Origin of the sequence: Pantoea sp. 18059 (assembly GCF_902706165.1) — a bacterium.
In the GTDB taxonomy this organism is placed as follows: Bacteria; Pseudomonadota; Gammaproteobacteria; order Enterobacterales; family Enterobacteriaceae; genus Pantoea; species Pantoea agglomerans.
The window spans coordinates 276,990-298,952 of sequence record NZ_CACSJS010000004.1; the positions used below are offsets into that span (position 1 = coordinate 276,990).

The following is a 21,963-nucleotide window of genomic DNA, read 5'->3' on the forward strand; positions in this document are numbered from 1 at the left end:
AGGACGCTTTCGCGTCCTGTTTTTTTACACTTCGATATCGGCCTTGTCGCCTTTTTCCTGCAACCAGTTACGCCGGTCTTCGGAACGTTTCTTCGCCAGCAGCATATCCATCATGCGCAGCGTCTGATCGATATCCTCTTCACTGATGGTCAGCTGTACCAGACGGCGGGTATTCGGATCCAGCGTCGTTTCGCGCAGCTGTAAGGGGTTCATCTCGCCCAGCCCTTTAAAGCGCTGAACGTTAGGTTTGCCCTTTTTGCGTTTCAGCTGCTCCAGCACGCCCTCTTTCTCATCTTCATCCAGCGCGTAGTAGACCTCTTTTCCGAGATCGATACGATAGAGCGGCGGCATGGCAACGTAGACGTGTCCGTTTCTGACCAGTGAACGGAAATGTTTCACGAACAGGGCACACAGCAGCGTGGCGATGTGCAGACCATCCGAGTCCGCATCCGCCAGAATACAGATCTTGCCGTAGCGCAGCTGTGAAAGATCTTCGCTGTCGGGATCGATGCCGATCGCCACGGAAATATCATGCACTTCCTGCGACGCCAGCACCTCATCGGAAGAGACTTCCCAGGTGTTCAGGATCTTGCCCTTAAGCGGCATGATCGCCTGATATTCACGATCGCGCGCCTGCTTGGCCGAGCCGCCTGCCGAGTCCCCTTCGACCAGGAACAGTTCTGTTTTATTTAGATCCTGCGCGGTGCAGTCTGCCAGCTTGCCCGGCAGCGCCGGACCGCTGGTGAGCTTTTTACGCACCACTTTTTTGGCTGCCCGCATACGTCGCTGGGCGCTGGAGATCGCCAGCTCAGCCAGCTGCTCTGCGATCTGGATATTCTGGTTCAGCCACAGGCTGAAGGCATCTTTTACCACGCCAGAGACAAAGGCTGCGCACTGACGTGAAGAGAGGCGCTCTTTGGTCTGCCCGGCGAACTGCGGATCCTGCATCTTCACCGACAGCACATAGGCGCAGCGATCCCAGATATCTTCAGCGGAGAGCTTCACGCCACGCGGCAGAATGTTGCGGTATTCGCAGAACTCGCGCATCGCATCCAGCAGCCCCTGACGCAGGCCGTTGACGTGAGTCCCGCCCTGCATGGTCGGGATCAGGTTAACGTAGCTTTCAGTTAACAGCTCACCGCCTTCCGGCAGCCACAACAGCGCCCAGTCAACCGCTTCCACATCGCCAGCAAAGCTGCCGACAAACGGTTTTTCCGGCAGCGTCGGTAAGCCATTCACCGCTTCGCACAGGTAGTCCGTCAGGCCATCTTCGTAGCACCAGGTCTGTTCGGTATTGTTCAGCTTGTCTTTAAAGACAATCTCAACGCCAGGACAGAGCACCGCTTTGGCTTTCAGCAGATGTGATAAGCGTGACACCGAAAAACGTGGGCTGTCGAAGAAGCTTTCATCGGGCCAGAAATGGACGCGCGTGCCGGTGTTGCGTTTAGCCACCGTGCCGGTAACCGTGAGATCCTGGACTTTGTCGCCGTTCTCAAACGCCATGTCATAGATTTCGCCATTACGGCGCACCGTGACTTCGACGCGTTTTGACAGGGCGTTAACCACCGAGATGCCGACGCCGTGCAGGCCGCCCGAGAACTGATAGTTTTTATTGGAGAACTTGCCGCCCGCGTGCAGACGACACAGGATCAGCTCGACGGCAGGCACGCCCTCTTCCGGGTGAATATCCACCGGCATGCCGCGACCATCATCAATAACTTCCAGCGACTGGTCAGCGTGCAGAATCACTTCAACCCGCTTCGCGTGGCCGCCCAGCGCCTCATCGACGCTGTTATCAATCACTTCCTGACCCAAATGGTTGGGTCGCGTCGTATCGGTGTACATCCCCGGGCGACGGCGAACAGGCTCAAGGCCAGTCAGGACCTCAATGGCATCCGCGTTATAGTTAGATTGACTCATCGTAAATGTCTGATTAGAAGGGTGAAATGGGGTGCGATTTCCGCATTACTCAGGGATGATTCAGACCGAGAAAGTCCAGAATCTGCGGGAAATGGCGCTCGAATCCAGTAAATGCATGATTTCCGCCCTCTTCTACCGTGTGACGGCACGCGCTGTAATAGTCGAGCGCCTGACGGTAATCGAGAACTTCATCGCCGGTCTGTTGCAGCAGCCAGAGTAAATCGGGCGCTTCCAGCGGTTCAATCTGCATTACTTTCAGATCGTAAATGTGGCGTGACTCTAACACATATTGCTGGCCGGTGTAGGGATTCTGATTTTCGCCCAGGAAATCCGCCAGCAGCTCAAAAGGCCGCACCGCGGGATTGACGACCACAGCAGGCAGCATAAAGCATTGCGACAGCCAGGTGGCGTAATAACCGCCCAGCGACGAGCCCACCAGCCCCAGCGTTTCGCCGCTGCGGCTCAGTACCAGATCTTCCAGCATTGCGGCGGCATCGGCCGGAAACGTCGGCAGCTGGGGCACAATCATTTCGATCTCCGGATGCTGCGCCTCTAACCATTGCCGGAACTGCGTCGCCTTAGCCGACTGCGGCGAGCTGTTAAAACCGTGCAGATAGAGTAATACCGCCACGCGTCAGTATCCTTCTGAGTCTAAATCGGGACGAAAAGCGTCGGTGTCGAGCCGGTTAACCTCGGTCTCAAGGCCGCCATCCGGATACAGCGTGAACCAGCGCCAGCCTGGTGCCACGGTGTCGATCGTAAAGCTGGTGCAGTGCGGTTTGAACTGAACGCAGGTTGAAGGGGTGGCCAGCACACGACGACCGTGCCACTCAAGATCCAGCTCCTGGTGAATATGACCACAGACCAGCGTCCGGGCTAACGGGTAATGCTGTAACACCGCATCAAGCTGATGTGAGTTGCGCAGGCTGTGCTGATCGAGCCAGGTACAGCCAGAGGCCAGCGGATGGTGGTGCAGCAGGACCAGCGTATGACGTTGCGGATAGCGGGCCAGCGCGTTATCGAGCCACTCCAGCTGATAATCGCTCAGCATCCCGTGCGGCACACCCGAGACCTGGCTGTCCAGCAACACAATCTGCCACTGCTCACCCACCAGCACCTGCTTGTGGGCATTGATATGAGCTGCTGCCAGCGTGTCGAACATCGCGGGCTGAAAATCATGATTACCGGGCAGCCAGACGCAGGGCCGCGGCAAACGTGAGATGCCCTCAGCAAAATGCTGATAGGCTTCGATAGAGTGATCCTGGGCGAGATCGCCGGTGGCGATAATCAGGTCGTAGTCGCGATGTTGCGCAATAATCGCATCCAGCACCGCTTTATAGCTCGACCAGGTGTTCACCCCAAGCAGCGATTCATGTTTTCCCGCGAACAGGTGGGTATCCGTGATTTGCAAAATCCTGATTTCGGAACCGTTCGCTGCAGGAAGAGTTAGCAGGCTATCCAAAGCGTTTCCTTCGTCTCCACGCCATTTACTGCATTATACGCATCAGCAGACCGGAACTGCCATCGCACCATGTGCCAGGCAGTAGCGCAGCCAGTCTGCGAGAAACTGGTTTATCTGATGTTTTTCATCGCGCTGATGCAATTTTTTATTAGGATAATCATAGCGCGCTTTGAAACGATAGATCTGTTGAGTTGAACACACTTCGGCGACCATCGCATCGTGATAGAGCCTTACCGACATCGAGGGCAGACTCCAGTAACTCACGGCAGGCGCGACCTGGCGGATCTCCACCAGCGTGGTGTAGCGTGTGGACTCCTGGATCGTCAGCTGATAACGGGCGCCACTCACCTGATAGATCACCGATTCTCCCGCCTCATCGTTACGCGGCAGCAGGCGGCGTAACTGGGCGAAATTGGTTTCGCAGAGCCGCATCATTTCGGGAAAGTCAGGGGTATAGCGCTGTTTCATTTTTGTATCCACTCTTCGCGTAGTTTCTCATGGTGCAACGCCAGCCATTGCAGGGCGATGACAGACGCCGCATTGTCAATTATCCCCTCTTCCACCCAGCGGTAAGCCTGTTCGCGGCTTACCACATGGACAAGAATATCCTCATTCTCTTCCTCCAGACCATGGCATCCCTCTGCCTGGCTGGCATCCACTTCCCCAATCAGCACCGACAGACGTTCGCTGGTGCCGCCAGGGCTGGCCAGATAGTTAAGCATGGGCTTAATCCGGCCGACCTCTAATCCTGCTTCTTCAACGGCTTCACGGCGCACGACCTGCTCAACAGATTCACCGGGCTCAATAATGCCGGCGACCATCTCCAGCAGCCAGGGCGAAACACTGCTGTCATAAGCCGGGATGCGGATCTGTTCAATCAGCACCACTTCATCGCGTAAGGGATCATAAGGTAGCAGCACGGCGGCATGTCCGCGCTCAAAAACTTCGCGCTGTACTTCCCCACTCATTTCGCCGTTAAACTGGCGGTGGCGGAAGCGATAACGTACGACGGAAAAAAAACCATCATAGACGGTTTCGCGTGCAATAATTTCTACATCGTTTTTTGTGAAAGTCACAGGGGATTTTTTTTCTTCCGGCATCATCGGGTTCCTTATGCAGATTGGGGTGGAGCGAAAAAAGCCTGTAACCGTGCTCCATGTAAGTGGTTCTTTCTGAATTATTTACGTAAATTAGGGGGAGAAGGCACGTTCAGCCAACTTATCTCACAGTTGCCCTCTGCTAGAATCGGCGATAATTTTTTGGCTTACCCGGCAGCGCACCCACTGCAATTTGCTGCAACAAAAGGAATGCAAATGAAAAAACTGCTCCCATTTTTTATTGGGCTGAGCCTGGGCGGTTTCAGCTTCGCCAGCCAGGCCGAAGACCTGCTTCAGGTTTATCAACAAGCACGTCTGAGCAACCCGGATCTGCGCAGCGCCGCTGCCGATCGCGATTCTGCCTTTGAGAAAATCAACGAAGCGCGTAGCCCATTATTACCCCAGCTCGGCCTGGGTGCAGACTACACCTATAACAACGGCTATCGCGACAGTAGCGGTCTCCATTCCAACACGACCAGCGGCTCGCTGCAATTAACCCAGACTATTTTCGACATGTCGAAATGGCGCGCACTGACCCTGCAGGAAAAAGCTGCCGGTATTCAGGATGTGACCTATCAGGTGGCGCAGCAGGATCTGATTCTGAACACCGCGACCGCCTACTTCAACGTGCTGAAAGCGATTGATACCCTTTCTTACACCGAAGCGCAGAAACAGTCGATCTATCGCGAACTGGATCAAACCACCCAGCGCTTTAACGTTGGCCTGGTTGCCATTACTGACGTACAAAACGCCCGTGCGCAATATGACAGCGTGCTGGCTAACGAAGTGACCGCGCGTAATAACCTCGATAACAACGTGGAAACGCTGCGTCAGATCACCGGCATGGACTACATGTCGCTGGCGTCGCTGAGCATTGATCGCTTCAGAACCGATAAGCCCGAACCGGTCAGCGCGCTGCTTAAGCAGGCGGAAAGCCGTAACCTGTCGCTGCTCTCTGCGCGTCTGAACCAGGATTTAGCCCGTGAGCAGATCCGCTCCGCTGAAGCTGGTCACATGCCGACGCTGGGTCTGACGGCCTCTACCGGCATGTCGAACAGCAAATATGGCGGCAGCCGTGCGAACCAGAGCCAGGGGTCTACTGACTCCATTACCGGTTCTAACCAGGTGGGTCTGAGCTTCTCACTGCCACTCTATAGCGGCGGCAGCGTCACCTCTCAGGTGAAACAGGCACAGTACAGCTTCGTCAGCGCCAGTGAATCGCTGGAAAGCGCGCACCGCTCTGCGGTTCAGACAGTCCGCTCATCGTTTAACAACGTGAATGCTTCTATCAGCAGCATCAACGCTTATAAACAGGCCGTGGTCTCTGCGCAAAGCTCTCTGGATGCGTCAGAAGCGGGCTATCAGGTTGGTACGCGTACTATCGTTGATGTGCTGGATGCAACCACCGTGCTCTACAACGCTAAGCAGCAGCTCTCTGATGCGCGCTATAGCTATCTGATTAACCAGCTGAATATCAGCTATGCGCTGGGTACGCTCAATGAGCAGAGCCTGCAGAAACTGAACAGCCAGCTGGGTAAAGAGATCCCGACCTCACCGGAAACGGTAGCACCGGAAAATGCACAGCAGACCGCGCGCGTGGATAGCGGTCCGGCGGCAACCGGCTCTTCTGAGGCAGCGCGTCCTGCGGCTCGCCACAGCAGCGGTAATCCTTTCGGTAATTAATGAGCGGACGGGCTGCTTTGCGGCCCGTCTCTCTGTTGAACGTATAACTAAGTAAAGATCCCTGTTGTATCAGGCCTCCAGCTTCAATTTTACCCCCCCATCCCCTATTCTATGCGCTACCTTTGGGCACAGGATAATCATAATGAAACGCACAAAATCTATTCGCTATGCCGCTTTTCGCAAAAGCTGGCAGGCACGCCATTTAACGCCCGTTGCTATCGCCGTTTCGGCGGTATTTATGCTGGCTGGTTGTGAACAGAACGACGAAACAGTTTCGATGTACCAGAATGCCGATGACTGTTCAAAAGCCAATCCGGGCCAGAGTGCGCAATGTACTACCGCATTCAATGAAGCGAAAAAAGAGGCGGAACGCACCGCGCCAAAATATGCCACGCGTGAAGATTGTGTCGCTGAATTTGGTGAAAACCAGTGTCAGCAGACACCGGCTCAGGCGGGCGTGGGCACCACTAATGCCGAATCGCAGCAGAGTGGCGGCAGCTTCTGGATGCCACTGATGGCAGGTTACATGATGGGTCGCATGATGGGCGGTGGTTCGGGCTTTGCACAGCAACCGCTCTTCTCACCGAAAAATGCCCGCAGCCCGGCCAATGGTCAGTTTGTTGATGCATCAGGCCGTAATTATGGTGCAGCAACATCCGGCAAAAGCATGACCGTGCCGAAAACGGCGCTGGCACCAAAACCGGCTACCACCTCCACCATTACCCGTGGTGGCTTTGGTGAAACCGTCGCGAAGCAGAACAGCATGCAGCGTAGCAGCGCCAGCGGCACTTCCAGCCGCTCAATGGGAGGCTAACGCCCCGATGGAACGCATTGCCATTTCAGAGCGCCCAGGCTGGCGCGAAAAAGCCACCGAGTTCGGTTTTCGTTTTCACACCATGCATGGTGAACCCTACTGGTGTGAAGATGCTTATTATCAGTTCACGCTGGCGCAAATCGAGCATCTGGAAGAGGTGACCGCTGAATTACATCAAATGTGCCTGCAGGTGGTGGAAAAAGTGGTTAACAGCGAAGCGTTGCTGGCTAAATTCCGCATTCCTAAACACACCTGGGACTTTGTGCGCGATTCATGGCATCAGCGTCAGCCTTCGCTTTACTCTCGTCTGGATCTCGCCTGGGATGGCAAAGGCGATGTAAAGCTACTGGAGAACAATGCCGATACGCCGACCTCGCTGTATGAAGCGGCATTTTTCCAGTGGCTGTGGCTGGAAGACCAGCTTAACGCCGGTCAGCTCCCCGCAGGCAGCGATCAGTTTAATAGCCTGCAGGAAAAGCTGATCGAACGCTTTGCCGCGTTACATCAGCAGCACGGCTTCAACTGGCTGCACTTCGCCTGCTGCCGTGATACTGACGAAGATCGCGGCACCGTGCAATATCTTCAGGATTGCGCCACCGAAGCGGGATTGCCGAGTGAGTTTCTCTACATGGATGAAATTGGACTGGGCGAAAAAGGGGAATTTACCGACGCCCAGGATCAGGTGATTAGCAACCTGTTCAAGCTCTATCCGTGGGAATTCATGCTGCGTGAGATGTTCTCCACCAAGCTGGGCGATGCTGGCGTGCGCTGGCTGGAACCGGCCTGGAAAAGCATCATCTCGAATAAAGCCTTGCTGCCGCTGCTGTGGGAGATGTTTCCGAATCACCCTAACCTGCTGCCCGCCTGGTTCGCGGAAGATGACGTGCCGCACATGGACAAATATGTGGTGAAGCCGCTGTTTTCACGTGAAGGTGCCAACATCCGCATCGTGGAAAATGGTCAGGAGATCGCCCGCGTCGATGGACCCTATGGCGAAGAGGGAATGATCGTCCAGCAGTTCCATCCGCTGCCTAAGTTTGGCGACAGCTATACGCTGATCGGCAGCTGGCTGATTGACGATCAACCGGCCGGTATCGGCCTGCGGGAAGATCGCGACCTGATCACGCAGGATCTTTCCCGTTTCTATCCGCACGCTTTTATCGGTTAATGCACCGCGATAATAACAGGCCAGCTTCTGGCCTGTTTTCTTCTGGCTTCCCTAACCTACCTGAACCGACAACATGCTGATCGCACCCATCTCCATGCCATCAACCGGAATGCTGATGGCGTCATCTGGCTGATGTGCGCCAAGTACATAGAGCAGCGGCAGATAGTGCTCAGGTGTCGGATTAGAAAGCGCCGCACCAGGATGATCCATAAAGTTAACCAGCGGATGAGAAGCAGCATCGCTCTGCACCGCCAGGTTATCGCGGACAAACTGTTCAAAACTGCTGGCCCATGGATAAACTTCGCTGTTGCCATCCCAGCGCACTTTACGCAGGTTATGTACCACGTTGCCGCTGGCGACAATCATCACACCCTGATCGCGCAGTGCAGCCAGTTTCTGACCCATCTCAAAGTGCCATGCCGCAGGTTTGGTGCCATCAATGCTTAGCTGGACCACCGGAATATCGGCTTCCGGATACATCTTGATCAGCACACCCCAGGAACCATGATCCAGTCCCCACTCGTGATCCAGCGTCACCGCAACGGGCGCTAACTGCTCCACCAGCTGCTGCGCCAGTTCAGGCGATCCCGGTGCCGGATAGCGCGTATCAAACAGCGCCTGCGGAAAGCCCCCAAAATCATGAATGGTCTCAGGCTGTCCCATTGCCGTCACGGCGGTGCCGCGCGTATACCAGTGCGCCGAAACCGCAATAATCGCGCGTGGACGTGGCAGAGTATCGCCCAGGTGACGCCACGCGGCGGTATAGCGATTCTCTTCAAGGGCATTCATCGGGCTGCCGTGACCCAAAAACAGCGCTGGCATTCGTAACTGGCTCATTCGTGATCCCCGGGATCGAGTATTTGATAGCCATTACGATACGCGCATCCGCTGCTTTATCACGCGGATAACCATGATGGTGATCATCAGGAAATTTGAATGAAATTTAACGTGGCAGGTTTAACAGCGTTTCGACATGAAGGAAAGAGGAGTAGTCAGCGGTCAGGCCGCGCCATCCCTGGGCGGCAGGAAGAAAAACAGGCCCAAGAGGGGCCTGTATATCGCGGCAGCCAGATTAGCTGGCGTGGCGTGTTTCGTGCGCGCGACGCCAGGCGATTAGATCTTCGATGGTCACCACCGGCATGTTGTGCTGACGGGCGAACGCAATCGCTTCTGGCGCATGAGCCATAGTGCCATCGTCGTTGGTCAGTTCGCACAGCACACCTGCGGGCTTAAAGCCGGCCAGGGTGACTAAATCAATAGTCGCTTCGGTATGCCCGCCACGGGTTAATACGCCGCCTTCGCTGGCACGCAGCGGGAAGACATGACCAGGGCGATGCAGATCGGTGGGTTTGGCATTGTCGGCAATGGCGGCGCGGATGGTGGTGATACGATCCTGCGCGGAGACGCCCGTGGTGACGCCTTCTGCGGCCTCAATGGTCACGGTGAAGCCAGTGCCGAAAGAGCTGGTGTTGTTTTCCACCATCATTGGCAGATCGAGCTGCTGGCGACGCGCTTCGGTCAGGCAAAGGCAGACGATGCCGCTGCCGTGACGTATAGTCAGTGCCATCTGTTCAACGGTCATGGTTTCTGCGGCGAAGATCATGTCGCCTTCGTTTTCGCGATTTTCATCGTCGAGTACCATCACACCGCGTCCCTCACGCAGGGCGGCGATAGCACGTTCTACACGCTGTTCAGGCGTGCCAAATTCAGAAAGTAGCGTCTGATTCATGGTAATAAAAACCTTAAAATGTATGGGTTACCAGAATCAGGGCGTGCTTAGGAGTGACGTCAAAAAGACGTGGCAATAACGTGAAGCAGACACAATTGTCCGACAGATGTCGTTACCCTCTCCCATCCGGACTGTAACCGTCGGCCCCGGAATTACACCGGATCTGCTGACCTTTACCTCTCTTTTCATCAAGATAAAGCGCTCGCGGGCTTTCAGCCGAAGCTGATTTACCGCCGGTGGGGAATTGCGCCCCGCCCTGAGAATAAGCACTTTAACTATAACGCCGATCGTTTGAGGCGGCAATCATCAATAGCGCAATTGCTTTTGCATTTCCTGCGTTACCGATTTGAGGTTTATCCTTTTCATTTCTGGCATTACACTTAACACTTATTACGTTGGTAAACACGCTGACACAGCTCCCCGTAACCAGGAAATCATCATGATCGACACGAAAAAAATTGAACAACTTGCCCGTCAGGTTCACGAAGCGATGCCTAAAGGTGTTCGTGAGTTTGGTGATGATGTCGAAAAGAAAATTCGTCAGGTTCTTCAGGCGCAGCTGACCCGGATGGATCTGGTCAACCGTGAGGAGTTCGATGTGCAGACGCAGGTATTACTGCGTACACGTGAGAAGCTGGCGGCGCTGGAGCAGCGTCTGGCGCAGCTGGAAAGTCAGGGGTCATCAGCCGGTACGCCGCCGACGGCAACCGCACCGGTAACGCCTGTTGCGGCGACCACACCATCAGCCGCCGTAGCGACCTCACCTGCAGCCTCGCCGTCACCGGTTGCGGACGTGGTGAAGCCTGTTGCGGACAACAAGCCAGAATAAGCCCTTAAGCGGGAGCCCGGCTCCCGCTTACGCTGCGCTTTAGCTGCCGCGGATGGTTTTGATAATGTTGGTAGTGGAGATACCATCTTCGAAGTTCAGCACCTGAACGTCGCCGCCATTTGCCCACACTTCTTTGCTGCCCGCGATATCTTCCGGCTTGTAATCTCCCCCTTTGACCAGCAGGTCAGGGAGAATGCCCGCAATCAGCCGCTGCGGCGTATCCTCTTCAAATACCACCACCCAGTCGACCGCTTCCAGCGCGCCCAGCACGATCATCCGGTTTTCCTGTGGGTTCACCGGACGGCTTTCGCCTTTCAGACGTTTAGTTGACGCATCGCTGTTCACCGCGACAATCAGTCGATCGCCGAGCTTGCGGGCATTTGCCAGGTAGGAGACATGACCGGCATGCAGAATGTCGAACACGCCGTTGGTCATTACCACTTTTTCGCCACGGCGGCGGGCCATCTCCACGGCGGCTTTTAACTGCGCTTCGGTCATGATGCCGAAACCCTGTTCCGGGCGGGCATGAATCGCATTTTCCAGCTCAACGGTGCTGACGGTGGACGTACCCAGTTTACCCACCACCACACCCGCAGCCGCGTTGGCCAGGAAACAAGCTTCTTCCAGCGAATCACCGGCCGCTAATGCCGCCGCCAGCACGCCAATCACCGTATCGCCCGCACCGGTCACGTCATAGACTTCCTGTGCCTGGGTGGGCAGATGCAGAGGCGCTTTGCCCGGCTGCAGCAGCGTCATGCCATTTTCTGAACGGGTCACCAGCAGCGCGGCGAGGTCAAAATCGGCGATCAGCTGGGTGCCGCGCGCCACAATTTCCTCTTCGTTTTTACATTTGCCGACCACGGCTTCAAACTCAGAGAGGTTCGGCGTCAGCAGCGTCGCGCCACGGTAGCGCGCAAAATCGGTGCCTTTCGGATCAATTAATACCGGTACGCCCGCTTCGCGCGCCAGAGTAATCATGGTCTGCACGCTGGAGAGCGCGCCTTTGGCGTAATCGGACAGCACCAGCGCACCCGCGGCAGCCAGTGAATCACGCATTTTCTGGTGAATCGGCTCCGGATCGACCTGATCAAAGCCCTCTTCAAAATCGAGGCGGATCAGCTGCTGATTACGGGAAAGCACGCGCAGTTTGGTAATGGTCGGATGGCTTTTGACCGCCACGAAGTCACAATGCACGTTGACGTCTTTCAGCGTGTTACTCAACACACGCGCCGCATCATCTTCGCCAGTCAGGCCAATCAGTCGCGACGCGGCACCGAGTGCTGCAATGTTCATCGCCACGTTTGCCGCGCCGCCAGGGCGCTCTTCAACCGTGTCCACTTTCACCACCGGAACCGGCGCTTCAGGGGAGATACGGCTGGTTGGGCCATACCAGTAACGATCCAACATTACATCGCCAACAACCAGCACTGAGGCTTGGCCGAACGCGGGCAGAGTCACTTTCATTCCAGACACTCCAGACTGCATTAAAAATAGTGCGCGGATGATAGCACAGTTGCGATTTGTGCTATCAGCATCACGCCAGGATAGACGCAGGCGTTATCAGCCAGCGCTGCCAGCTGCTCAGAACCGTCTGCCGCTCCGCTGCATAGGCCTCTGGCTCAACGTGGCCGGGCTGTTCCTGCAGGGCGCGATGGTGCAATGCGTCGCGCAGCGTCACATAAGCCTGCGTCAGCGCCTGTGCTTCATCGGCGGGCATTTTATGGTACTTCGCCATCAGCTCGAAAATGCGCACATTGTCAGACCAGCGCGTCAGTTCAGGCTGCTCAGCGGCGTAGCGTAAGACAAGATATTGGGCGATGAATTCAATATCGGTGATGCCGCCCGCGTCGGCTTTAATATCCCAGCGACCTTTATGTTTGTTGCTGAGGTGAGCGCGCATCTTTTCACGCATCTCACGCACTTCAGTTTGCAGCGCTTCGGCGGCACGTGGCAGCGACAGAATCGCCTGACGAATCACGCTGAAACGTTCACCCAGTGCCGCCTCGCCAAAGACGACGCGTGCCCGGACCAGCGCCTGATGCTCCCAGGTCCAGGCTTCACTGCGCTGATACTCTTCAAAGGCCTCAAAGGTACTCACCAGCATGCCCGCCGCGCCCGAAGGACGCAGGCGCGCATCCACTTCGTAGAGAATGCCGGAGGAGGTGCGGGTACTGAAAAGATGCATGATGCGCTGGGCGAGGCGCAGATAGAACTGACGGCCATCGATGCTGCGCTCCCCTTCTGTCACCGCGTCTGCCGGGCAGTCATGCAGGAACACCAAATCGAGGTCAGAACTGTAACCCAGCTCCCAGCCCCCCAGTTTGCCGTAGCCCAGCACGGCAAAACCGCGTTCATGTTCATTACTCAGATGCGAAGGACGGCCGTATCGCTGCACCATCATATTCCATGCCTGGCGCACCACAGATTCGATAATCGCTTCTGCCAGCCAGGTGAGATGATCGCTGACTTTCATCACCGGCAGCGTTCCGGCGATATCGGCGGCAGCAATACGCAGATGCTGTGCCTGCTTAAACTGCCGCACCGCTTCCAGCTGCTGCTCTTCGTCCTCGGTAGGGATGCGCAGCAGATACTGTCGCAGCTCATCGCGATAGGCATCGGTGGCGGTTGGCTGATAGAGCGTGGCGGGATCGAGCAGTTCATCCAGCAATAAGGGATGACGCGCCAGCTGGCTGGCTACCATCGGTGAGGCGGCGCACAGGCGAATTAAGTGGCGCAGCGCACCGTGATATTCGGTCAGCAGCTCCAGATAGGTGCTGCGGGTCAATACGCCGATCAGCAGCGGCGTCAGGCGGCCGAGCGTCACCGCCGCATCTTCACGCGGGCAGACTTCGCTCAGCAGACGCGGCATCAGCTGGTCCAGCGCCTGACGGCCACGCGGGCCGATGGTGCGCCGGTTGATATCCTGACGAAACGCCTCCAGCGTCTGGTGCAGCGTAAGCCGCTGCTCGTCACTGAGCTGCGGCACCAGCGGCGCCAGTTCGCTATCCTCCAGCTGGTCCTGCCACAGCACCTGAAACTCTGCCAGCTCACGCTGATCGCCAATCTCAGGGGTATCTTCGCCAATCAGCTCGTCGAAGATAGCGCGCACCGCCGCCATCTGGCCGTCGAGCCGGGTCATCAGAGCAGGCCAGTCGGCACAATCCATCGCCCACGCCAGCCGGGCGCGATGCAGTTCATCCTCTGGCAGGGTCTGGGTCTGCTCGTCGCCCAGGCTTTGCAGCAGATTCTCTAGCCGCCGCAGGAACAGGTAGGCAACACGCAACGCATCGACCTGTTCCGCGGGCAGCAGGGCCAGGGTTTTGATCGCCTCCAGCGTCGGCAGCAGTGAGCGCAGCTGTAATGAGCGCTCACGCCCGCCGCGAATCAGCTGGAATACCTGCACGATAAATTCGGTTTCACGGATGCCGCCCGCACCCAGTTTGATATTGTTTTTTAGCCCGCGTCGCCGCACTTCGCGGCTGATCATCCCTTTCATGTTACGCAGTGACTGGATCACGCTGAAGTCGATGTAGCGGCGGTAAACGAATGGCCGCAGCATCTGCTGCAGCTCCAGGCTCCAGCGATCGTGGTCATCACCCATCAGCCGCGCCTTGACCATGGCGTAACGCTCCCAGTCGCGTCCCTGCTCCTGGTAATAATCTTCCAGCGCGGCAAAGCTCATCACCAGCGGGCCGCTGTCGCCAAACGGGCGCAGACGCATATCCACCCGATAGACAAAACCATCCATGGTGGGTTGATCCAGCACTTTAATCAGCCGCTGTCCCATGCGGGTAAAGAACTGAGCGTTGTCGAGTTCACGCCGTCCGCCACGCGTTGTGCCGTTTTCCGGCCAGGCAAAGATCAGGTCAATATCAGAAGAAAAATTGAGTTCGCCGCCGCCCAGCTTGCCCATGCCCAGAATCAGCATCGGCTGCGCGTCGCCGTCCGCATTACAGGGCGTACCAAAATCACGACAGCAATCCTGATAAACCCAGTCACGCGCCCGGCTGATCAGCACTTCGGCTAATGCGCTGAGCTGTTGCAGGCTCTGTTCGGTTGTGGCGTGCTGCAGAGACTGCATCCAGGCGATGCGTACCAGCATACGGCGACGAAACAGCCGCAGTTCACGCATCAGGCTCGCTTCACTGTCGATGCCGCTAAGCGCCTGATTGAGCCACGCAGAGTAGTGTTGCCACTCATCAGGCTGCGGCGGCTGGTCGAGCATCGCCTGCCACCAGTCGGGATGTTGTTGCAGGTTTTCCAGCACAAAATCGCTGAAAGCCAGTCCGGCAGCCTGCTCCGGGCTTAACGAAGCCAGCGGAAACCCAATCTGTCGGGCGGCCTCTTCGGCCTGGTCGCGTAGCAACGCGGGAAGTGCTGACAACATAACTCCCTCCTTGATGGCGTGACGGAATGCCCGTTAGCGACCAGCGCCGCTGGTGAGCCAGAACGGAGGCTGTTTCAGCGCCTGCATCGCCAGCCAGGCTAACCCGGACGTCTGTTTTTCATGAATTGCCGACAGCAGCTGTTGCCACGGGTCGAGCCAGCTCACGACCGCCTCAGACGGATAGAATCCCGCCAGCAGGTGGACGGTAAGCAATTGACGCGCCAGACGGGTAGCTTTGTCCTGATACTCGTTGGGTTGTTTTACCGTGATGAACGTTTCTCTCAGATCGGCATTGACGCGGCTCAGCATAATGTCGCTGAAGCGTTTATAGGAACCCTGCAGCTTGGCTTCCCCTTTGGCATCGATCCACTGACGCCACTGAGATTCAGCCAGCCAGTGTGTCAGCGCCAGCTGCGTCTCAACCGAGAGGGAAGATAAGCAGAAAGTGGCAGCATCCTGCTCTTCATTCACCAGCGTCTCTTCCAGCGTGGTCAGCTGCTGACGCAGCGCACTGCTGGCTTTACGCGGCACCAGCGCACCAAACAGGCTGAACGCCTGACGCAGCAGATCCAGCGCTTCGCGCACCGCATCCTGGGCCGCCGCATTGCCGCGCAGCCAGACTTCTTCATGATATTGCCAGTGATGAAGTCCTGCTGACATCGCGGCCACCATGCCCTGCTCTACGGTGGCTTTGGCGCCCGCTTTCAGCAGCGGGAAAGGCTGTATCTGGCGCGGCGGATTACCCTGCGCCAGCTGATAGCCGCGGGCAGCTTTGCTCAGGCTGCCCATACGCAGACCGCCCAGCGCCACCAGCTGCTGTGCGAAGGCCAGCAGATCCTGGCGTTCGCCACGTTTCAGCTCCAGCTCGATCTCGCACAGCGGTTCGCTGAGATCACCTGCCGTGACCTCGCCCTGATCAAACGCCACTTCAATTTCACTGTTGCCTGTGGTGATCAGCCAGATCTCGCGCTGGAAATGGGTGGTGAACAGGGGCTGCAAGCGCGGCTGCAACGCCGCGACATCGGTGCCCTGCGGCCAGATCTCTGCCGGCAGGCGTGCAATGTCCAGAACCGGTTCGCTGAGCTCAACGTTGTATTCCGGGCGCTGATGCAGTCCGCCGAGCGTCTGCCCCGCCGCTTTCAGCGTCATTTCATAACGCTGGTCTACGCCGCGGATACGCAATCCCATATCCCAGCGTCGTAGCTGGTTGTCGTCGGTTTCAAAGTAGATGTTGGTCAGCTCGCGAGCAGCCTGATGCTGATGCGGCAGAGTGGAGAGCAGTTCAGCCAGTTTCCCGGCCGCCTGTGGAGTTGCAATGAACTTTAGTTCGATTTCGATGGTCATAATTTTTTATTCACTACGCCGCTGGCACTTAAGAGGGTGTTTCCTGCATATTTCAGGCGATTATCAGCAGGTTACTCAAGCTGTCGCCTGGAGGGCAAGGGGTTATCAGGCGAAGATTAATGCACAGAAGCCGCGCTGTCTCTGCTTTCTTTGCTCTTTCGCAGACCTTTTCGCACTCTCATGAGACCAGGATAGTTCTCATTCAGATTTATGCGAGGCCTCTCCAGACTGTGCCGGTAAATTTTTAGTCAGACTAAGCCAAACGAAATCGAATGAAAAAAATTACTCTCGCTGGACTCACTTTGCTGGCCCTTAGCACCCTTGCACCTGCCCATGCCGAAGAAAAACGCTATGTTTCTGATGAACTTTCAACCTGGGTTCGCAGTGGACCGGGCGATCAGTTTCGCCTGCTCGGTAAGCTGAACGCCGGGGAAGAGGTGCAGCTGTTACAGACCAACAATGACACGCATTATGGCCAGATCCGTGATTCGGAAGGCCGCACCACCTGGATCCCGCTGTCGCAGCTCAGTGCTAATCCGAGCCTGCGCACCCGGGTGCCTCAGCTTGAGCAGCAGGTGAAAGATCTGACTGCCAAACTGGATAACATCGACAACAGCTGGAACCAGCGCACGGCTGAAATGCAGAACAAAGTCGCCAGCAGCGACGGCGTTATCAACGGGCTGAAAGGCGAGAATCAGAAGCTGAAAAATGAGCTGATCGTCGCGCAGAAGAAAGTCAGCGCCGCTAACGTTCAGCTGGATGATAAGCAGCGCACCATCATCATGCAGTGGTTTATGTATGGCGGCGGCGTGCTGGGCGTCGGCCTGCTGCTGGGCCTGTTACTGCCGCACATGCTGCCGCGCCGTAAGAAAAGCGATCGCTGGATGAACTGACACCATTTAGCCGGATTTGAGCAGGGGATCGCAGGATCCCCCTTTTGGCATGTCTGCAATCCGGGGAATCTGTGCAACAATAAAATGAGATGCACCGCTGATTTCAGGCGCGGGATGCGCCCGGCGTGCAGGTCATTTCTTTTTCTCTGGAGTTTTGCGTGAAGACGTTTCTTGTTGGCGGTGCGGTGCGTGATGCGCTGCTGAATCTGCCGGTTACAGACAAAGATTGGGTGGTGACAGGTTCCACGCCTGAAGCCATGCTTGAGCAGGGCTATCACCAGGTCGGTCGCGATTTTCCCGTTTTCCTGCATCCCGTCAGTCGCGAAGAATATGCGCTGGCACGTACCGAGCGGAAAAACGGGAAAGGCTACACCGGTTTTGTCACCTGGTCCGCGCCCGACGTGACGCTGGAGCAGGACTTACAACGCCGCGATCTGACCATCAATGCGATTGCGCAGGATGAAAACGGCGTGCTGGTTGATCCTTATAATGGCCAGCGTGATATTGCCCTGCGCCTGCTGCGTCACGTCTCTGACGCCTTCAGTGAAGATCCGCTGCGGGTACTGCGCGTTGCGCGCTTTGCGGCGCGTTTTGCCCATCTCAACTTTCGTATTGCCCCCGAAACCCAGCTGCTGATGCAGCAGATGGCCGAAAGCGGCGAGCTGTCGAATCTCACTGCTGAGCGGGTGTGGAAAGAGACGGAAAAGGCGCTGAGTTCCCGTAATCCGCAGGTCTATTTTCAGGTCCTGCGCGACTGCGGTGCATTGCAGGTGCTGTTTCCTGAGCTGGATAATCTGTTTGGTATTCCTGCGCCGATTAAGTGGCACCCGGAGATCGACACTGGCGTCCATACGCTGATAACACTGGCGATGGCCGCCGCCCTCTCCAGTGAGATCGAGGTGCGCTTCGCCACGCTGTTCCATGACGTCGGCAAGGCGCTGACGCCGCCTGAGTTGTGGCCCAGCCACCACGGTCATGGCCTGGCCGGCGTTCCCCTGGTCGAGGCGCTGTGCCAGCGACTGCGGGTGCCAAACGCGATTCGCGATCTGGCGCTGATTGTGACCGAATTTCACGACGTGGTGCACACCATTGAACGGCAATCTGCCGCGTCGCTGGTGGCACTGTTTGACCGAATCGATGCCTGGCGTAAGCCACAGCGCGTTGAGCAGATGGCGCTGACCAGCGAAGCGGATGCGCGCGGGCGAGCCGGACTGGAGAGCATGCCTTATCCGCAGGGTGACTATCTGCGTCGTGCTTTTGCGCTGGCGCAGGCGGTGCCGACCAAAGCGGTGGTCGAAGCGGGATTTAAAGGTGCAGAAGTGCGGGAAGAGTTGACGCGACGACGGATTGACGCCGTCGCGCAGGGTCTGGCGATTACGCAGCCTGACTAGCAGGCTGCGTGGGCTTTACATGAAGACCATGTAAACCGCGGCTGCCACAATAAAACGGTAGATCGCGAACGAAACAAACGAGATGCGTTTGATCAGCTGAAGGAAAGCTTTAATCGCAATCAGCGCCACGATAAACGCCGTGACAAAGCCCACCGCAAACATCGGGAAATCCGCCATCGTCAGGAAGCCGATGCTCTTGTACATATCCAGTACGGTCGCACCCATCATCATTGGCACCGCCAGGATGAAGGAGAACTCCGACGCGGCATAGCGGCTCACGCCCATCAGCATGCCACCGGAGATGGTTGCACCGGAACGTGAGAAGCCCGGCCACAGCGCTAAGCACTGGAAACAGCCAATCATAAACGCCTGACGATAGGTAATATCATCGACGCCCACCGCTTTCGGCTGTTTTGGCTTAAGGTACTCAGCTGCCAGCAGCAGCACACCACCTACCACCAGGGCGTACATCACGTTGATCGGATTAAACAGCGTTTTGATCTGATCGTGCAGCACCAGACCCACGACCACCGCCGGTACCATACCCAGCAGGATATGGATCAGCGACAGACGGCCAGTGCCGACGCCTTCATGTTTGACTTCGCCAAAGTGGATGCCGATCAGGCCAAACAGACGGCGCCAGAACATCACTACTACAGCCAGAATCGATCCTAACTGGATCACAACTTCAAAGGTCTCGGCTTTTTCACCCTCAAAGCCCAGCAGGTGACCCACTATAATCATGTGCCCTGTGGAAGAGACCGGTAAAAATTCGGTCAGCCCTTCCACAACGCCCAGGATTGCAGCTACCCAAAGCTGATGAATATCTGCCATCAAATGTTTCCTCTATCCGTTTCAAAACCATTAAAAAGGCGGTAGCGCGTGGCTATCGCCTGAAATCATGCCGCTATCAGCCTGAATTAAACCTTAAGGTCTACACCATTTCGCCTGCTGTAACGAAACGGTACACGCTATGACAGACAGTAATTTGGTTTGGTTTCATTGTGATGGCAATCACATCGTATTTATTTAGGAATAGTCCCGCGCTCAATTCGCACGCCAACCTGTGCTGCGTGGGCTACAGCGCCCGGTTTGCTTACCTTTATGCGGACGCCAGGCGAATTGAAACGGTTCATCAACAGATCCGCGATTTCTTCAGCAACCCGTTCAACCAGCGCAAAACGACTGCCGGTAAGATGCGTCAGAATCGCCGAGGAGACATCCGCATAGCTGAGACAATCTTTCACATCGTCGCTGCTGGCCGCCAGACGGTTATCCCAGGCCATTTCGACATCGAGCACCAGCTTCTGCTGTATGCCCTGTTCCCAGTCGTAAACGCCAATAGTGGTGAAGACCGTGAGTTGTTCTATAAATACGATATCCATGATGAGAGTCTCTGTTTTTGGCTAAGCCGGATACCACTTCCGGCTGATTATGCGTATTATCCACGGTTAAAGAGATCAAAACGACCCTAAAGGGAACGGTACGGTGTTATGAGTGCTTTCGCGCTTGGTATGATTATTTTCGCGTATCTTTGCGGTTCGATTTCCAGTGCGATTCTGGTTTGCAAACTCGCTGGCCTGCCCGATCCGCGCACACACGGTTCCGGCAATCCGGGTGCCACTAACGTCCTGCGTCTGGGGGGTAAAACCGCAGCAGCCAGCGTATTAGTGTTTGATGTGCTGAAAGGGATGGTGCCGGTCTGGCTGGCCTATCTGATGCACGTGACTCCGCTCTATCTCGGTCTGACCGCCATTGCCGCCTGTCTGGGTCATATCTATCCGGTGTTCTTTCACTTTCGCGGTGGCAAGGGTGTGGCGACGGCATTTGGCGCGATTGCGCCGATTGGCTGGGACTTAACCGGGCTGGTCACCGGCACCTGGCTGTTAACGGTCTTACTCAGCGGCTATTCCTCGCTGGGTGCCATCGTCAGCGCGCTGATCGCGCCTTTTTATGTGTGGTGGTTCAAACCGCAGTTCACCTTCCCGGTTTCCATGCTCTCCTGTCTGATCCTGCTGCGTCATCACGACAATATTCAGCGGCTGTGGCGGGGTCAGGAAGGCAAGATCTGGAAGCGCAAAAAGAAATCTCAGCCATAAAAAAAGCCGGCAAGCCGGCTTTTTTCACATCAGATGGCGGGCAGTTCCGCCAGCGGCCAGCGCGGTCGCACGCTGACGCTTAACTCTCCCCGCGTTCCGCCTTTTAACCGCACCATGCCCGCATACGCGATCATCGCACCGTTATCGGTACAGAACTCCGGGCGGGCGTAGAACACTTCGCCGCCGCGCTTTTGCATCATGATCGCCATCTGCTCGCGCAGTGTGCGGTTAGCGCTGACGCCACCGGCAATCACCAGACGCTTAAAGCCGGTCTGATCCAGCGCACGCTTACATTTGATCGACAGCGTATCCACCACCGCATCTTCAAAGGCGCGGGCGATGTCAGCACGGGTCTGAGCATCATCATCATTGGCGCGGATGGTATTAGCGGCAAAGGTTTTCAGGCCAGAGAAGCTGAAATCCAGGCCCGGACGATCGGTCATCGGACGCGGGAAGGTAAAACGTCCCGCCGTGCCCTGCTGCGCCATCTTCGACAGCATTGGCCCGCCCGGATAATCCAGCCCAAGCAGCTTGGCCGTTTTGTCGAACGCTTCACCCGCGGCATCATCGATCGATTCACCCAGCAGCGCGTATTCACCAATGCCGGTGACGCTAATCAGCTGCGTATGTCCGCCCGACACCAGGAGTGCGACAAACGGAAATTCCGGCGGATTCTCTTCCAGCATCGGCGCCAGCAGGTGGCCTTCCATATGGTGGACCGGCACGGCGGGGACTTTCCAGGCAAACGCCAGGGCGCGGCCAATGGTGGCACCAACCAGCAGCGCACCGACCAGCCCAGGGCCTGCCGTGTAAGCCACCGCGTCGATCTGCTGCGGCTCCAGACCGGCCTCTTTCAGCGCAGCCTGAATCAACGGCACGGTTTTACGCACGTGATCACGTGAGGCCAGTTCCGGCACCACACCGCCATAATCGGCGTGCAGTTTTACCTGGCTGTAGAGTTGGTTAGCCAGTAATCCGGCCTCGTCATCATAGATTGCGATGCCGGTTTCATCGCACGACGTTTCAATACCCAGAATTCGCATTGCATCACCTCATTCTTGCGGCGCGCAGTTTATCACAGCAATTGGATGTGCAGCGCGGGCATCCACCGTAAAAAGTCATTTTCTGTCGGCTAAAGAGTGCGCTA

The 21,963-nt window shown here is 56.6% G+C and carries 20 protein-coding genes and 1 riboswitch; of the genes, 7 read left to right on the forward strand and 13 right to left on the reverse strand.

What is annotated here, in order from left to right; all coding sequences use genetic code 11:
• Positions 1–24: 24 nt before the first annotated feature.
• From parE to nudF, 5 genes are read right to left on the reverse strand one after another with little or no spacing between them, the layout of a single operon-like run.
• Positions 25–1,920 carry a DNA topoisomerase IV subunit B gene (gene parE / locus GVJ63_RS13255; RefSeq protein ID WP_010249031.1) on the reverse strand — a complete coding sequence of 632 codons (1,896 nt, stop codon included), beginning with the start codon at positions 1,918–1,920 and terminating at the stop codon, positions 25–27.
• A gap of 49 nt (positions 1,921–1,969) precedes the next feature.
• Positions 1,970–2,551, reverse strand: coding sequence for an esterase YqiA (yqiA, locus tag GVJ63_RS13260; protein ID WP_033772614.1), 582 nt, complete (start codon positions 2,549–2,551; stop codon positions 1,970–1,972).
• Between the two features lie 3 nt (positions 2,552–2,554).
• The gene (gene cpdA / locus GVJ63_RS13265) at positions 2,555–3,382 is read right to left on the reverse strand and encodes a 3',5'-cyclic-AMP phosphodiesterase (protein ID WP_022623882.1); all 828 of its coding nucleotides are present in this window, start codon (positions 3,380–3,382) and stop codon (positions 2,555–2,557) included.
• Between the two features lie 42 nt (positions 3,383–3,424).
• On the reverse strand, positions 3,425–3,850 hold the full coding sequence (locus tag GVJ63_RS13270) for a DUF1249 family protein (protein ID WP_008925735.1): 426 nt from the start codon (positions 3,848–3,850) through the stop codon (positions 3,425–3,427).
• A complete protein-coding gene (nudF, locus tag GVJ63_RS13275; RefSeq protein ID WP_033758832.1) occupies positions 3,847–4,482 on the reverse strand; it encodes an ADP-ribose diphosphatase in 636 nt (211 codons plus the stop codon). Before nudF ends, GVJ63_RS13270 begins: the two co-directional genes overlap by 4 nt.
• A 213-nt stretch (positions 4,483–4,695) precedes the next feature.
• Here nudF and tolC point away from each other — a divergent pair, with 213 nt between their 5' ends.
• From tolC to GVJ63_RS13290, 3 genes are all read left to right on the forward strand, one after another.
• Positions 4,696–6,162 (forward strand): outer membrane channel protein TolC, encoded by a 1,467-nt coding sequence (gene tolC, locus GVJ63_RS13280; protein WP_010249035.1) that lies wholly within the window; start codon positions 4,696–4,698, stop codon positions 6,160–6,162.
• A 142-nt stretch (positions 6,163–6,304) separates the two neighbouring features.
• Positions 6,305–6,976, forward strand: a complete 672-nt coding sequence (locus GVJ63_RS13285) for a DUF1190 family protein (protein WP_010249037.1) — start codon at positions 6,305–6,307, stop codon at positions 6,974–6,976.
• A 7-nt stretch (positions 6,977–6,983) separates the two neighbouring features.
• A complete protein-coding gene (locus tag GVJ63_RS13290; RefSeq protein WP_022623884.1) occupies positions 6,984–8,144 on the forward strand; it encodes a glutathionylspermidine synthase family protein in 1,161 nt (386 codons plus the stop codon).
• A gap of 51 nt (positions 8,145–8,195) precedes the next feature.
• Here the strand turns inward: GVJ63_RS13290 and ygiD are convergent, their stop codons facing one another.
• Complete coding sequence (gene ygiD / locus GVJ63_RS13295) at positions 8,196–8,981, reverse strand: 4,5-DOPA dioxygenase extradiol (protein WP_064689998.1); 786 nt, start codon at positions 8,979–8,981, stop codon at positions 8,196–8,198.
• Positions 8,982–9,216: 235 nt separating this feature from the next.
• Positions 9,217–9,873, reverse strand: a complete 657-nt coding sequence (ribB, locus tag GVJ63_RS13300; protein WP_022623886.1) for a 3,4-dihydroxy-2-butanone-4-phosphate synthase — start codon at positions 9,871–9,873, stop codon at positions 9,217–9,219.
• Positions 9,874–9,983: 110 nt separating this feature from the next.
• A riboswitch (FMN riboswitch) is annotated at positions 9,984–10,141 on the reverse strand.
• Between the two features lie 171 nt (positions 10,142–10,312).
• Between ribB and GVJ63_RS13305 the strand changes: the two genes are divergently transcribed.
• The gene (locus tag GVJ63_RS13305) at positions 10,313–10,702 is read left to right on the forward strand and encodes an accessory factor UbiK family protein (RefSeq protein WP_033772624.1); all 390 of its coding nucleotides are present in this window, start codon (positions 10,313–10,315) and stop codon (positions 10,700–10,702) included.
• Positions 10,703–10,741: 39 nt separating this feature from the next.
• Here the strand turns inward: GVJ63_RS13305 and hldE are convergent, their stop codons facing one another.
• The 3 genes from hldE to GVJ63_RS13320 all read right to left on the reverse strand — a co-directional run bounded on the left by hldE (position 10,742) and on the right by GVJ63_RS13320 (position 16,433).
• Complete coding sequence (hldE, locus tag GVJ63_RS13310; protein WP_159226998.1) at positions 10,742–12,166, reverse strand: bifunctional D-glycero-beta-D-manno-heptose-7-phosphate kinase/D-glycero-beta-D-manno-heptose 1-phosphate adenylyltransferase HldE; 1,425 nt, start codon at positions 12,164–12,166, stop codon at positions 10,742–10,744.
• 70 nt (positions 12,167–12,236) lie between these two features.
• Complete coding sequence (gene glnE, locus GVJ63_RS13315; RefSeq protein WP_159226999.1) at positions 12,237–15,089, reverse strand: bifunctional [glutamate--ammonia ligase]-adenylyl-L-tyrosine phosphorylase/[glutamate--ammonia-ligase] adenylyltransferase; 2,853 nt, start codon at positions 15,087–15,089, stop codon at positions 12,237–12,239.
• A gap of 33 nt (positions 15,090–15,122) precedes the next feature.
• Positions 15,123–16,433, reverse strand: coding sequence for an inorganic triphosphatase (locus GVJ63_RS13320; RefSeq protein ID WP_010671132.1), 1,311 nt, complete (start codon positions 16,431–16,433; stop codon positions 15,123–15,125).
• 272 nt (positions 16,434–16,705) lie between these two features.
• On the opposite strand from GVJ63_RS13320, the gene GVJ63_RS13325 reads away from it, so the two are divergent.
• Together GVJ63_RS13325 and GVJ63_RS13330 are read left to right on the forward strand one after the other, a co-directional pair.
• Positions 16,706–17,326 (forward strand): TIGR04211 family SH3 domain-containing protein, encoded by a 621-nt coding sequence (locus tag GVJ63_RS13325; protein ID WP_010671133.1) that lies wholly within the window; start codon positions 16,706–16,708, stop codon positions 17,324–17,326.
• A 158-nt stretch (positions 17,327–17,484) separates the two neighbouring features.
• Positions 17,485–18,717 carry a multifunctional CCA addition/repair protein gene (locus GVJ63_RS13330; protein ID WP_159227000.1) on the forward strand — a complete coding sequence of 411 codons (1,233 nt, stop codon included), beginning with the start codon at positions 17,485–17,487 and terminating at the stop codon, positions 18,715–18,717.
• A gap of 15 nt (positions 18,718–18,732) precedes the next feature.
• Here the strand turns inward: GVJ63_RS13330 and bacA are convergent, their stop codons facing one another.
• Entirely contained in the window at positions 18,733–19,551 is an 819-nt protein-coding gene (gene bacA / locus GVJ63_RS13335) for an undecaprenyl-diphosphate phosphatase (RefSeq protein WP_010249058.1), read from the reverse strand.
• A gap of 191 nt (positions 19,552–19,742) precedes the next feature.
• Positions 19,743–20,102 (reverse strand): bifunctional dihydroneopterin aldolase/7,8-dihydroneopterin epimerase, encoded by a 360-nt coding sequence (folB, locus tag GVJ63_RS13340; protein WP_159227001.1) that lies wholly within the window; start codon positions 20,100–20,102, stop codon positions 19,743–19,745.
• A 108-nt stretch (positions 20,103–20,210) separates the two neighbouring features.
• Here folB and plsY point away from each other — a divergent pair, with 108 nt between their 5' ends.
• On the forward strand, positions 20,211–20,816 hold the full coding sequence (gene plsY / locus GVJ63_RS13345) for a glycerol-3-phosphate 1-O-acyltransferase PlsY (protein ID WP_010249063.1): 606 nt from the start codon (positions 20,211–20,213) through the stop codon (positions 20,814–20,816).
• Positions 20,817–20,845: 29 nt separating this feature from the next.
• On the opposite strand, the gene tsaD is transcribed toward plsY, so the two are convergent.
• Positions 20,846–21,859, reverse strand: coding sequence for a tRNA (adenosine(37)-N6)-threonylcarbamoyltransferase complex transferase subunit TsaD (gene tsaD, locus GVJ63_RS13350; RefSeq protein ID WP_010249066.1), 1,014 nt, complete (start codon positions 21,857–21,859; stop codon positions 20,846–20,848).
• Positions 21,860–21,963 lie beyond the last annotated feature (104 nt).